14 protein-coding genes and 1 riboswitch are annotated in these 12945 nt (G+C 71.0%); of the genes, 10 read left to right on the top strand and 4 right to left on the bottom strand.

What is annotated here, in order from left to right:
* Positions 1 to 17: 17 nt before the first annotated feature.
* From AWC24_RS18510 to AWC24_RS18520, 3 genes are read left to right on the top strand one after another with little or no spacing between them, the layout of a single operon-like run.
* Complete coding sequence (locus tag AWC24_RS18510) at positions 18 to 1424, top strand: sugar porter family MFS transporter (RefSeq protein ID WP_085087861.1); 1407 nt, start codon at positions 18 to 20, stop codon at positions 1422 to 1424.
* On the top strand, positions 1421 to 2551 hold the full coding sequence (gene nagA / locus AWC24_RS18515; protein WP_085087715.1) for an N-acetylglucosamine-6-phosphate deacetylase: 1131 nt from the start codon (positions 1421 to 1423) through the stop codon (positions 2549 to 2551). Before AWC24_RS18510 ends, nagA begins: the two co-directional genes overlap by 4 nt.
* A 10-nt stretch (positions 2552 to 2561) precedes the next feature.
* Positions 2562 to 2840, top strand: a complete 279-nt coding sequence (locus AWC24_RS18520) for a GNAT family N-acetyltransferase (protein WP_085087717.1) — start codon at positions 2562 to 2564, stop codon at positions 2838 to 2840.
* Positions 2841 to 2897: 57 nt separating this feature from the next.
* Here AWC24_RS18520 and AWC24_RS18525 read toward each other — a convergent pair whose 3' ends face one another.
* From AWC24_RS18525 to trpS, 3 genes are read right to left on the bottom strand one after another with little or no spacing between them, the layout of a single operon-like run.
* Positions 2898 to 3833 (bottom strand): DUF5996 family protein, encoded by a 936-nt coding sequence (locus AWC24_RS18525; RefSeq protein WP_085087718.1) that lies wholly within the window; start codon positions 3831 to 3833, stop codon positions 2898 to 2900.
* 51 nt (positions 3834 to 3884) lie between these two features.
* Positions 3885 to 4793: an inner membrane protein YhjD gene (yhjD, locus tag AWC24_RS18530; RefSeq protein WP_085087720.1), complete on the bottom strand. Its 909-nt coding sequence runs from the start codon at positions 4791 to 4793 to the stop codon at positions 3885 to 3887.
* Positions 4794 to 4796: 3 nt separating this feature from the next.
* The gene (gene trpS / locus AWC24_RS18535) at positions 4797 to 5819 is read right to left on the bottom strand and encodes a tryptophan--tRNA ligase (protein ID WP_085087722.1); all 1023 of its coding nucleotides are present in this window, start codon (positions 5817 to 5819) and stop codon (positions 4797 to 4799) included.
* A gap of 78 nt (positions 5820 to 5897) precedes the next feature.
* On the opposite strand from trpS, the gene AWC24_RS18540 reads away from it, so the two are divergent.
* From AWC24_RS18540 to AWC24_RS18570, 7 genes are all read left to right on the top strand, one after another.
* Complete coding sequence (locus AWC24_RS18540; RefSeq protein WP_085087864.1) at positions 5898 to 6503, top strand: TetR/AcrR family transcriptional regulator; 606 nt, start codon at positions 5898 to 5900, stop codon at positions 6501 to 6503.
* Positions 6504 to 7154 carry an enoyl-CoA hydratase-related protein gene (locus tag AWC24_RS18545; RefSeq protein ID WP_085087723.1) on the top strand — a complete coding sequence of 217 codons (651 nt, stop codon included), beginning with the start codon at positions 6504 to 6506 and terminating at the stop codon, positions 7152 to 7154.
* A 173-nt stretch (positions 7155 to 7327) separates the two neighbouring features.
* Positions 7328 to 8170, top strand: a complete 843-nt coding sequence (locus AWC24_RS18550) for a ferredoxin-like domain-containing protein (RefSeq protein ID WP_234807431.1) — start codon at positions 7328 to 7330, stop codon at positions 8168 to 8170.
* Positions 8167 to 8835: a precorrin-8X methylmutase gene (locus AWC24_RS18555; RefSeq protein ID WP_085087753.1), complete on the top strand. Its 669-nt coding sequence runs from the start codon at positions 8167 to 8169 to the stop codon at positions 8833 to 8835. Before AWC24_RS18550 ends, AWC24_RS18555 begins: the two co-directional genes overlap by 4 nt.
* Positions 8832 to 10355 (top strand): precorrin-3B C(17)-methyltransferase, encoded by a 1524-nt coding sequence (cobJ, locus tag AWC24_RS18560; RefSeq protein WP_085087755.1) that lies wholly within the window; start codon positions 8832 to 8834, stop codon positions 10353 to 10355. Before AWC24_RS18555 ends, cobJ begins: the two co-directional genes overlap by 4 nt.
* Positions 10343 to 11107 (top strand): precorrin-4 C(11)-methyltransferase, encoded by a 765-nt coding sequence (cobM, locus tag AWC24_RS18565; protein WP_085087758.1) that lies wholly within the window; start codon positions 10343 to 10345, stop codon positions 11105 to 11107. The genes cobJ and cobM overlap by 13 nt, the downstream gene beginning before the upstream one ends.
* A 121-nt stretch (positions 11108 to 11228) precedes the next feature.
* Positions 11229 to 11621 carry an SgcJ/EcaC family oxidoreductase gene (locus AWC24_RS18570; protein WP_109560555.1) on the top strand — a complete coding sequence of 131 codons (393 nt, stop codon included), beginning with the start codon at positions 11229 to 11231 and terminating at the stop codon, positions 11619 to 11621.
* Here AWC24_RS18570 and cbiE read toward each other — a convergent pair.
* Entirely contained in the window at positions 11604 to 12809 is a 1206-nt protein-coding gene (gene cbiE, locus AWC24_RS18575; RefSeq protein ID WP_163705303.1) for a precorrin-6y C5,15-methyltransferase (decarboxylating) subunit CbiE, read from the bottom strand. The genes AWC24_RS18570 and cbiE overlap by 18 nt on opposite strands.
* Positions 12792 to 12939: riboswitch (cobalamin riboswitch) on the top strand. Its footprint overlaps the gene before it by 18 nt.
* Positions 12940 to 12945: the final 6 nt, after the last annotated feature.

Genomic DNA, 12945 nt, shown 5'->3' on the forward strand with positions numbered 1-12945 from the left:
TGGGCCGCATCGGGGAACTGCGCCGATCCTCGCCGCTGGCACTGCTGGTCGGGGTGGCCGCCGCCAGTGTCGGCGTGATCTACGGCTACGACCTGTCCAACATCGCCGGCGCCCTGCTGTTCATCGAGGCCGACTTCGGGCTGACCGCCGCCCAGCAGGAGATGGTGACCACCGCGACGGTGATCGGCGAGATCGGCGGCGCCCTGGCCGCGGGGTGGCTGGCCAACGCGATCGGGCGCAAGAAGTCGATGATCGCGGTGGCGCTGGGCTACGCGGTGTTCGCGCTGCTGGGGGCGGCGTCGACGTCGGTGCCGATGCTCACGGTGGCCCGGCTGCTGCTCGGCGTCACCATCGGGGTGTCGGTGGTGGTCGTGCCGGTGTTCGTGGCCGAGTCGGCGCCGGCCGCCGCCCGCGGCGCGCTGCTGGTCACCTACGGGGTAGCCACCGTGGTCGGGATCATCGCCGGCTACCTGTTGGCCTATCTGCTGGCCGGCGCCGGCAACTGGCGGGCGATGCTGGGCCTGGCCGCCATCCCCGCCGTGCTGGTGACGCTGCTGCTGGCCCGCATCCCCGACACCGCCCGCTGGTATCTGCTCAAGGGCCGCGTCGACGACGCCTACCGCACCCTGCGCCGCATCGATCCGGACATCGAGGCCGCGCAGCGCGAACTCGCCGAGATCAGCCGGACGCTGCAGGAGGAACGCCAGAGCGGGGTCGGGGTGCTGCGCGAGATGCTGCGGCCACCGTATCTGCGGGCGACGCTGTTCGTGGTGACGCTCGGGTTCTTCATCCAGATCACCGGGATCAATGCGATCGTCTACTACAGTCCCCGGCTGTTCGAAAAGATGGGTTTCGAGGGCGATTTCGCGCTGCTGATCCTGCCGGCGCTGGTGCAGGTCGCCGCGCTGGCGGCGATGTTCGTCTCGCTGGCGTTGATCGACCGGGTGGGCCGCCGTCCCATCCTGCTGTCGGGGATCGCCACGATGGTCGTCGCCAACGTGCTGCTGATCGCGGTGTTCGCGGCCGGGTCGGCGTTCGGTGACGCGCTGGCGGTGGTCAAGTTCGGCGGGGTGGTGTTGTTCACCGTCGGCTACACCTTCGGGTTCGGTTCGCTGGTGTGGGTGTACGCCGGGGAGGCCCTGCCGGCGCGGCTGCGCGCGATGGGTTCCTCGGCGATGCTGACCTCGGATCTGGTGGCCAATGCGGTCGTCGCCGCGGTGTTCTTGACCATGCTCAGCGCACTGGGCGGCGCCGGAACGTTCGCGGTGTTCGGGGTGCTGGCGCTGCTGAGCCTGGCGTTCGTCTACCGCTACGCCCCGGAGACCAAGGGCCGGCAACTCGAGGACATCCGGCATTTCTGGGAGAACGGCGGCCGCTGGCCCGCAGCCGAGGCGGCTGCTCCTGAGCTGGGTGCGTCGGCATGACCCTGATCTCCGCGGACGCCGTGGTGCTCGACGGCCGGGTCTGCCGGCCCGGCTGGCTTTCGGTGGCCGACGGGCGGATCGCCGACTGCGGAACCGGGCCGGTGCGCGCCGACATCGCGTTCCCGGATTGCGTTGTGGTGCCGGGCTTTGTCGACATGCACTGTCACGGCGGCGGGGGCGCCGGCTACCCCGACGACCCGGATCGCGCGGCGGCGCTGCACGCCGGGCACGGCACCACCGGCGGGCTGGCCAGCCTGGTGAGCGCCGCCCCGGCGGTGCTGCTGGATCAGGTGCGCGTGCTTGCCGACGCGACGCGGCGCGGTGTGGTGGACGGCATCCACCTGGAGGGGCCGTGGCTCAGCGGGCACCATTGCGGCGCCCACGATCCCGCCTGGCTGCGCGCCCCCGACGACGCCGAGGTCGATGCGCTGCTGGCCGCCGGCGACGGCGCGATCCGGATGGTGACCCTGGCACCCGAACTCTCCGGCGGACCGGCCGCGATCCGGCGGCTGGTCGAGGCGGGAGTCGTTGCGGCGCTGGGACATACCGACGCCGACTACGACCAGACACAGGCCGGGATCGACGCCGGCGCCACCGTCGGCACCCATCTGTTCAACGCGATGCGCGCGTTGCATCACCGCGAGCCGGGACCGGCACCGGCGCTGCTGGCCGATCCGCGGGTCACCGTCGAGCTGATCGCCGACGGCGTGCACCTGCATCCGGCGGTGATCCGGCACGTCGTGGCGACCGCCGGCCCGGACCGGGTCGCCCTGGTGACCGATGCGATGGCCGCGGCCGGGGCCGGCGACGGCGCGTTCACCCTCGGCGGGCTCGACGTGGAGGTGGCCGCCGGGGTGGCCCGGCTGCGCGGCACCGCCACCATCGCCGGCAGCACCGCGACCATGGACCGGCTGTTCGCGACCGCGGTGAACCTGCTCGGCGGCGACTCCACCGAGAACGATGCGGCGCTGGCCGCGGCGGTGCGCATGACCTCGACCACCCCGGCGCGGGTGCTCGGTCTCGACGGCGCCGGGGTTTTGCGAGCCGGAACCGCGGCTAACCTGGTGGTGATGAACGCCGAGCTGCAAGTGGTGCAGGTCATGCGCCGCGGAATGTGGCTGAGATGAAGGAGAACCGATGAGTGAGCCGACCGTCATCGATGTGCCCGACCAGCACCGCTATGAGATCAGTGTGGACGGCGTGCGGGCCGGGCTGGCCGCCTACCGTGACAGCGGCGATCAGCGGGATTTCCACCACACCGAGATCGACAAGGCGTTCGGCGGTCAGGGCCTGGCCACCAAGCTGATCGCCTTCGCGCTGGATGACACCCGGGCCGCGGGCAAGCAGATCGTGCCCAGCTGCTCGTTCGTGGAGGCCTACGTCGCCAAGCACCCGGAGTACGCCGGCGGCCGCTGAGGATGCCCGGGCCGGGCTTCCTGGTCACCGCACACCGCGCGCAGTGACGAGAGCACCTCAGGTGCGCGCCTTCGTCCGCCAGCGATCCGGATCGTCTTCGAGGGCGCCGCGGTCCCAGTCGCCGCGCACCGCGGCCGCCTCGTAGGTGTCCTGGAGGAACTCGAGCAGCACCGCGTCCGGGTCGGGCGCTTGGCGCACCACTTCATACGGTAGGACGAATTCGCCCATGTCCGTGCTGTAGAACGCCTGCGCGGGCCGCACCGGGTGGTCGGCGAAACCGTCCGGCTCCGGGTAGGCGTAGGCGTAGAAGCCGCCTTCCTCCCCGCCCCCGGGCCAGAATCCGCAGCTGCTGAGTTCGTGCGAGTAGCCCTCCACCATCACCCAGTCACCGCAGTTGGGCGCGCCGCCCGGGTGGGTCGGCGCGGTACGGCCGGAGAAGCGGGTGCAGGCGAGATCCATCGCGCCCCAGAAGAAGTGAACGGGGCTGACTTTGCCGATGAAGCGGGAGCGAAACCGGCTCAGCACGCGGTGTGCCTGCACCAGTTGCCGCCAGAACAACTGCGCTGCCTGGGCGTCGTACGAGGCGTGCTCGACGTCCTCGGCGAACGGGATGGCCTGCTGCACCTCGTTGGGGTGGGACTGGATTGCGGTGTGCAGGCCCAACTCGTCCAACGCGGACATGAACGCCGAGTGGAATTCCGCCACCGATTGCCGCCGCAGTGCGATGGCCCGAGTCGCGCCGCAGCCGCTGCGGATGCCCAATTGGTGTTCGACGAAGTCGAATTCGATGTCGAACACGTCGCTGCCGTACGGGATCGCCGACGTTGCCAGGCCGCGCGCGGTGACATACAGCGTCACCTGCCACCAGTGGTTCACCAAGGGTGCGTGCGCCAGGCGGACTTTGCCGACGATCTGGGTCCACATGTGCAGGGTGTCCCGAGTGGGCCCCCAGTCCTGCACTCGAAGACGGGGCCAGCCGGTTTCGCGCACCATTCGCCTCTACTACCCGTTTCGGCGGCCGGTCACACCGTCGCAGCGGGCGACTCAGTGCGCGCGCAGGTTCTCCGCCTGAACGCCATCGGTCGCCGCCCAGGCGGTGGCGAACAGGATCAGCCGGGTGGTGACGTAGGCGAACACCAGCAGGCCCAGCACCGGCCCGAACACCGCGCCGGCCGGGCCGTTGACCACCGACTGCAGATACACCGAGCCGGCCTGCTTGAACAGCTCGTAGCCGACCGCGGCGATCAGCCCGGCCCGCGCGGCGCTGGCCAGGCTGACCGACTCGCGGGGCAGCCGGGCGATCATCCAGGTGAACAACAGCCACGACACCGCGACCGCCATCCCGACCGATGCCACCCGCAACAAGGCGCCCAGCAGATCGAAGTCGGGAACACCGAGCCAGCGCAGCATCTTGCGCATCAGCTTCGGGTCGGCCAGCGCGGTCAGCGCAATCGTGGCCAGCATGGCGCCGAACGCCCACACCATCGCGACCAGGTCCGACAACTTCGACGAGACGAAACCCGGCTTCTCCGAACGCTTCTCCCACATCTCGGAGAGCGCCTCGCGCAGGTTGGCCATCCAGGTCAGGCCCACCCAGGCGGCCGTCGCCAGGCCGATGACACCCACCGAGGCGCGCGAACCGATGGCGGTGTCCATCAACGTCACCAACTCGTCGCCGAACTCGCCGGGGATGGAGTGCTTGATGCGGCCCTCGATCCCATCGAGCACCTCGGGTCGCCGCGACAGCAGGAAGCCGCCGACGGAGAACCCGACCATCGCCAGCGGGAACAACGCGAAGATGGTGTAGTAGCTCATCCCGGCGGCGAAGAAGTTGCCCTGGCACTCGTCGTAGCGTTCCTGGGCCCGCATCACGTGGTCGAACCAGCCGTAGCGCGACCGAAGCCGGTCGAGGATGCCCGGTTTGGACTCCTGGTCGGTGGCGGATTTACTCATGACTCATGCCGGCGGCGGAAGGAATCCCACCCGGTCGTAGACCCGCGCGATGGTCGCCGCGGCCACCGCTTTGGCGCGTTCGGCGCCGGCGGCCAGCACCGACTGCAGTTCACCCGGGTCGGCCAGCAGTTCGTCCACCCGCGCCTTGATCGGCGTGACGAACTCGGCGACGGCCTCGGCGGTCTCCTTCTTCAGGTCGCCGTAGCCGCGGCCGGCGTAGCCCGCCACCAGTTTCTCGACGCTGTCACCGGTGATCGCCGACTGGATGGTCAGCAGGTTGGACACCCCGGGCTTGGCCTGCGGGTCGTAGCGGATCTCGCGTTCGGAGTCGGTGACCGCCGAGCGGATCTTCTTGGCGCTTTTCGCCGGATCGTCGAGCAGGCTGATCAGGCCGGCGTCGGTGGCCGCGGACTTGCTCATCTTCGCGGTCGGATCGGCCAGGTCGTAGATCTTGGCGGTGGCCTTCGGGATCATCGGTTCGGGGACGACGAAGGTGCCGGGGAAGCGGGCGTTGAACCGCTGCGCGACGTCGCGGGCCAGTTCCAGGTGCTGTCGCTGGTCCTCGCCGACCGGCACCACGTCGGTGTCGTAGAGCAGCACGTCGGCGGCCATCAGCACCGGGTAGGTGAACAGGCCCACCGTCGTCGAGTCCGAACCCTGCTTGGCCGACTTGTCCTTGAACTGCGTCATCCGGGAGGCCTGTCCGAATCCGGTGAAACAGCCCAGCACCCAGGCCAGTTCGGCATGCGCCGGTACGTGGCTCTGGACGAAGATCGCGCTGCGGGCCGGGTCGATGCCCAGCGCCAAATACTGCGCGGCGGTGATCAGCGTGCTTCTCCGGAGCGTCTCGGGGTCCCAGCCCGGGACGGTGATGGCGTGCATGTCGACGACGCAGAACAGCGCGTCGTGGTCGTCCTGCAGCTCCGCCCAGTGGGTGATCGCCCCCAGCGCGTTGCCGAGGTGCAGCGACGACGAGGTGGGCTGGACGCCGGAGAAGACGACGGGGCGGGTTGCGGAAGTGCTCATGGTTTCTCGATCCTGTCACGCCGGTGCGACGGTGGGCGCACGTGGTAACAGAGCAATCGCTCTGTTATGGTGGCAGTCATGCCCCGCCCGCGTGTGCACGACCCCGGCCGGGTGCTGGACGCGGTCGAGTCGCTGGCGGCGCGGTCCGGCCCGGCGGCGGTGACCATCCGGGCCGTCTCCGTGGCGACCGGGGCCTCCAACGGCGCGCTCTACCACGGCTTCGGGTCGCGGGCCGGACTGATCGCCGCGGCCTGGCTGCGGGCGGGACGCCGATTCCTGGACATGCAGCGCGAACTCGTCGACGGCGCGCACCACGACGCCGCGGCGGCTGTCGTCGCCGCCGCCGACACCCCGCTGCAATTCGCCGAACACCACCCGGAATCCTCGGCGCTGCTGCTGGCGATCCGGCGCGAGGAGTTGCTCGCCGACGACCTGCCCGACGATGTCGCCGAACCGTTGCGCCGCCTCGACGCCGAACTGATCGGCCTGCTGATCCGGCTCGCGACCGCGATGTGGGAGCGCCGCGACGCCGCCGCCGTCGACACCATCACCACGTGTGTGGTCGACCTGCCCACCGCGATCGTGCTCAGCCGAAACCGGCTGGGCAACACCGTTGCCCGCGCCCAACTGCACGCCGCGGTACGCGCCGTGCTGGCCGTGGGGCCAGAGAAAGGGGTCCGCTGAGTGAACCTGACTTATGACGACAAGATCGCCGTGCTCGATCTCGGTGACGATGAGAACCGGTTCTCCCCGGACTTTCTCGACGAGGTCGAGCGCATGCTCGACGACGCGGTGTCCAGCGGCGCCCACGGCCTGGTCACCACCGCGAGCGGCAAGTTCTACTCCAACGGCCTGGACCTGGACTGGCTGGCCGCCCACAGTGACCGCGGCGACTGGTACGTGGGACGGGTGCAGGCGCTGCTGGCGAAGGTGCTGACGCTGCCGATCCCGACCGCGGCGGCGGTGGTGGGCCACGCGTTCGGGGCCGGAGCGATGCTGGCGATCGGCCACGACTTCCGGGTGATGCGCGCCGACCGCGGCTTCTTCTGCTTCCCCGAGGTCGACATCCGGATCCCGTTCACCCCCGGGATGGCCGCGCTGATCCAGGCCAAGCTCACCCCGGCGGCTCAGATGGCGTCGATGACGACCGGTCGGCGGTTCGGCGGGACGGACGCCGCGGCCATCGGCATCGTCGACGGCACCGCCGGTGAGGGCGCGGTGACGCCCGCCGCGGTCGAGTTGCTGCGGCCGCTGGCCGGAAAGGATCCCGGCACGCTCGGCGCGATCAAGACCGGCATGTTCGGGCCGGCGGTGGCGGCGTTGACGGCGACCTGAACAACATCGGCCCCGCCCGTCACCGGCGGGCGGGCATAGGGCAGTTGCCCGCCTCTGCGCGACAATCAAGCGGTGCACCCGAGCGCCCGCGCCCACCCAACCAACCGGCCTGGTGTTGTCGCTGCGAGGCGGGCAACTGACACCCGCCCTCCCGAGCGTGACGGATGCGACCGATGAGGGCCAGGGCGGACCGGTGCCCCGGTGTGCTGCGGCCGTGGCCGGCCGACGACGGCCTGTTGGTCCGGTTGCGCCTCGTCGGGGGACGGCTGCCCGTGGCGGCACTGGAACAGCTGCTGCAAGTCAGCGCCGAGTTCGGCGACGGCTCGGTCTACCTGACCAAGCGAGCCAACCTGCAGCTGCGGGGGCTGCCCGGGCACGGCGGAGGGCTCACGCCCGACGTGGTGGCCGCCCTGGAGTCGACCGGACTGCTGCCGTCGCGCAGCCACGAACTGGTCCGCAACATTCTGGTCTCGCCGCAGACCGGGCATGCCGGCGGGCGTGTCGACCTACGCCCGGTTTCGGCGCGGCTCGACGCGCTGCTGTGTGGCGATCCGCGACTGGCACACCTGCCCGGGCGCTTCCTGTTCGTTCTCGATGACGGCCGCGGCGACCTGATCGACCGGGCCACCGATGCCGGGCTGGTGGCGCTCTCCGCCGCGCTGGCGCAGCTCCGGATCGGCGACAACTGGGGCGCGGTGGTGACCATCGCCGAGGCCGCCGAACGGCTGGCCGCGCTGGCGGCGGCATTCCAGGGCGCCCGCGGCAGCGGCCCCGACGCGCCGTGGCACATCCGGGAGCTGCCCGCCGCGCTGGCACCCGGAGTCGCCGCCGATCCACGGCTGCCCGCACCGTCGGGTCCGCTACCCTACGGTCCGGTGCCCGGCGGCGCCCACGTGCCGGTCCCCGGCGGGATACTCACGCCGGAGCATGCGCGCTCGCTGCCGGCGCACACCGAGCTGGTGGTGACGCCGTGGCAGGGTGTCTTCATTCCCGATGCACAGGAGATGAATCCGTGACGAGGCCCGCTAGCCGTCCCACCAAGCGGTATTCCTACCTCGAGGACGGTCCGGCCATCTACGTCGAATCGTTCGCCACCATCCGGCGCGAGTCCGACCTGTCGCACATCCCGGCCTCTGCCGAGCGGCTCGCGGTCCGGATGATCCACGGTGCCGGGCAGACCGACGTCGCCGCCGACCTGCTGATCCACCCCGAGGCGGTGCCTGCCGGCCGCGCCGCCCTCGACGCCGGCGCGCCGATCTTCTGCGATGCCCGGATGGTGGCGGTCGGGGTGACGGCCGGGCGGCTGCCCGCACGCAACGAGGTGCGCTGCCACCTGCACGACGAGCGGGTTCCGGCGCTGGCCGCCGAGTGGGGCACCACCCGCTCGGCGGCGGCGGTCTCGTTGTGGGAGCCGGAGTTGGCCGGTGCCGTCGTCGCGATCGGCAACGCCCCCACCGCGCTGTTTCACCTGCTGGAGCTGATCCTGGACGGCGGGCCGCGCCCCGCGGTGATCGTCGGCTGTCCGGTGGGGTTCATCGGCGCCGCCGAGTCCAAGGCGGCGCTGGCCGCACTGCACGCCGAGCACGGCATCGACATCCCGTTCGTGACGCTGCGCGGCCGCCGCGGCGGCTCGGCGATCACCTCGTCGGCGCTGAACGCCCTGGCTTCGGACAACGAGTGAGCGGCACGTTCTACGGGGTGGGCTTGGGCCCCGGCGACCCGGAACTGATCACCCGCAAGGCGGCCCGGATCATCGCCGACGCCGACGTGGTGGCCTACCACGCCGGGGTCAACAAGAACTCCTATGCGCGCACCATCGCCGCCGACCTGATCCGCAATGGCGTGATCGAGGAGGAGCTGCGCTACCCGGTCACCACCGGGGTCACCGACCACCCCGGCGGCTATGCCGGGGCGCTCGCGGACTTCTACGAGGCCTCCGCGTCACGGCTGGCCGCCCACCTGAGTGCGGGCCGCACGGTGGCGCTGCTGACCGAGGGCGATCCGCTGTTCTACGGCTCGTTCATGTACATGCACGACCGGCTGTCGACCCGCTTCGACACCGAGATCATCCCCGGCGTACCGGCTTTCAGCGCCGCCACCGCCGCGATCGGGATGCCGCTGGTGCGCCAGACCGACGTGCTGACCGTGCTGCCGGGCACGCTGCCCGAGCACGAGTTGGCGATGCGGTTGGCCGACACCGACGGCGCCATCATCATGAAGCTCGGCCGCACCTTCCCCGCCGTGCACCGTGCGCTGGTCGCCGCCGGCCGTCTCGAGCACGCCTACTACGTGGAGCGGGCCAGTCATCCGCAGCAGCGCTGGCTGCCGGTGACCGCCATGGCCGAGACCGACGACGTGCCCTATCTGTCGCTGATCGTGGTCGACGGAGACTCCCGCAACGGGCAGCGCTCCCGCAAGCCCGAAGACCGGGCTGCGGCCAAAGTCGAGCCGGTCAGCGAGCCGGCCGAACTGCTGGTCATCGGGCTGGGACCCGGACCCGAGGACTGGTTGACCGCCGAGGCCGCCGCAGCGCTGGCCACCGTGGATCACGTGGTGGGCTACGGCCCCTACCTGGCGCGGGTGCCGCAGCGCGCCGGCCTGCAGCGGCACTCCTCGGGCAACACCGTCGAACTGGACCGGGCCCGGCTCGCGCTGGATCTGGCCGCCCGCGGCGAGAAGGTGGCGGTGGTCTCCGGCGGGGACGCCGGCGTGTTCGGGATGGCCTCGACGGTATTCGAAGCGATGTCCGAGGCGGCCGATGGCGAGCGATACCAACAGGTTTCGGTGCGGGTGCTGCCGGGGGTGTCCGCGGTGCAGGCGGTCGCCGCGGCTGCCGGTGCCGCCATCGGCGCCGATTTCGCGGTGCTGAGCCTGTCGGATCGGCTCAAGCCGTGGCCGGTGATCGAGTCACGGTTGCGGGCGATCGCCGACGCCGATCTGGTGCTGGCGATCTACAACCCGGCCTCGCGCGCCCGGCCCGACCAGATCGCGCTGGCCCGCAAGGTGCTGTTGGAGCATCGTGACGGCTCGACCGTGGTGGTGGTCGGCCGCGACGTCGGCCGGGAATCGGAGTCGCTGACCGTCACCACGCTGGGCGAGTTGGACACCGACGCGATCGACATGAAATGCCTTGTCCTGGTGGGGTCGTCGTCGACACGGGTGACGGGTGGACGGGTCTGGACGCCGCGATGGGTGCGCTAGCGGTCCAGTTCGTCGGCGCCGGCCCGGGAGCTGCGGACCTGCTGACGGTGCGGGCCGCCCGACTGCTTGCCGACGCCGACGTGGTGCTCTACCCGGGCAGCTACCTGGATCCGAAGGTGCTCGATCACTGTTGCGCCACAGCCGAACTCGTCGACACCGCCAGGCTGGACCTGGATGCGATCGCCGACCTGCTGGTGACCGCGCACCGGGCGGGCCGGCGGGTGGTGCGGCTGGTCTCCGGCGATCCGTCGCTCTACAGCGCGGTCTTCGAGCAGACCCGCCGGCTCGATGCGGCCGGGGTGCCGTGGCAGGTGACGCCGGGCGTGCCGGCCTATGCGGCGGCGGCCGCGGTGCTCGGGCGCGAGCTCACGGTGCCGCTGGTGACGCAGTCGGTGGTGTTGACCCGGGTGCAGGCCGCCTCCAGCGCGATGCCGCCGCGCGAATCGCTGACCGCGTTCGCCGCGACCGGGGCCACGCTGGTACTGCACCTGGCGATCACCCGGATACGAGAACTGATGGGCCGGCTGGAATCCGACTACGGCGCGGATTGCCCGGTCGCGGTGGTCTACCGGGCGTCGCAACCCGATGAACGCGTACTGCGCGGCACCGTCGCCGACATCGCCGATGACGTCGAGGCGGCGGGGCTGCGGTCGGCCGCGGTGATCCTGGTCGGCCGCGCGGTGGCCGAACTGCCCGATCCGTGCGGCGGCGAGAGTCATCTCTACGATCCGGCGCGGGACCGGGGACTCTAGTCGCAAACCACTGACCCGTCGAACGTGTAACCACTGCGAAAGATCACGCCGAAACCCGCAATGGTTAGACGTTGGGCGGGCACGCTGTTCTACGGCAACGAATCCAGCAGAGGGAAGCACCATGTCGAAGAATGGACCGGACTCACCACCGGACCGCGACGAGAGCGATGAGGCGGCGATCCGAGAGCTTCTCGATCGCCAAGTCGCGGGTTGGGACGCCGGAGATCCCGAGGCTTACGCTGCCGTGTTCACGCGCGACGCTGACTACGTCACATTCCTGGGCCACCACTACAAGGGACGCGAGGCGATCGCTGCGACATACGCTCCGCTGTTTGCGAAGCTGCTGCGCGGATCACGACTACACACCGAGATCATAGGCCTGAGGTTTCTCACGCCGAGCGTGGCGCTCATCCGGGCAAACGCGGCTGCATCACAGAACACCACGCATCGACGCCTTGCCGACAAGCCGATGCAGGAGCTCGCCGGATCATCGTCGTCAAGCAGACACCGTTAGCGCCCACTGGGTGACCGCCCGGGCCGGCTTCCAGCCGGTGAAGGAACCGAGCGGGGCGGCGTGTTCGACCTGGATGCGGCTCAGCTCGCCGCCGTGCTCGCGATAGGCCGCTGCCAGCAGCGCCTCGCTTTCCAGGGTGACGCCGTGTGCGACCAGCCGGCCACCGGATCCCAGTGCCGTCAGGCAGGCCGCCAGCAGCCCGGGCCGGCTCAGCCCGCCGCCGATGAAGACCGCGTCCGGGGCGGGCAGGTCGGCCAACGCCTCCGGGGCGGCCCCGTTGACGACGCGCAGCGCGGGCACCCCGAGCCTGGCGGCGTTGCCCGAGATCCGTTGCGCCCTGGTCGGATCGGCTTCGACGGCGACGGTTCGGCAACTCGGATGGGCACGCATCCATTCGATGCCGACCGAGCCGGCGCCCGCACCGACATCCCACAGCAGCTGTCCGGGCGCCGGTGTCAGTCGCGCCAGCGCGGCGGCCCGCAGGTCCCGTTTGGTGAGCTGCCCGTCGTGGTCGTAGGCGTCATCGGGTAGCCCGGCCGTCCAACCGGCCGGCAGCGGCCCGTCGAGTTCGACGGCGACGATATTGAGCCGCGGCGCCGGACCCGCGAACGTCTCGGCGGTGCTGTCCAGCCGTGACTCGGCGTCGCCGCCCAGGTCACCGAGCACCGTCATCCGGCTCGCTCCGTAACCGTGCTCGGCCAGCAGGGCGGCGACCTGCCCGGGCGTCGTCTCGTCGGCGGAGAGCACCAGCACTCGCCGCCCCGGCGCCAGCTCGCGCAGCACCGCGTGCACATCGCCGGCCCTGATGACCGCGACCGACTCCGCCGACCAGCCCAACCGGGCGCGGGCCAGCGTCACCGAGGAGAGCGCCGGGATCACGGTGACCCGCCGGGCGCCGAGCATCTCGATCAGCATGCTGCCCACCCCGGACAGCAGCGGATCCCCGGAGGCCACCGCGGCCACCCGGCGTCCGGTCAGACCGTCGAGCAGCGCCGGGAGTCCGGCCCGCAGCGGCGAGGGCCAGCTGCGCCGTTCCTGGCCGTCGACGGCCGGCAGCAGGTCCAGGTGGCGCGACGCACCGATCACCACGTCAGCGGCCTCGACCGCTGCACGCGCCGGCTCGGCCAGGCCGGCCCAGCCGTCGGCGCCGATCCCGACAACGGTGACGTGAGGGGCTTGGGTGGGCACGGTGTTAGGGTATCGGCGCGAACTGCCAGGGAAGTCGGTGTGAGTCCGACACAGGCCCGCTACGGTGTTCCGCGGCGCATTCCGAGGCGTCACGGTCAGTCCGAATACCGGCTTCGCGTTGCCAACACCGGCATCA

The organism is Mycolicibacter senuensis, from assembly GCF_002101885.1.
Taxonomy (GTDB): Bacteria; Actinomycetota; Actinomycetes; order Mycobacteriales; family Mycobacteriaceae; genus Mycobacterium; species Mycobacterium senuense.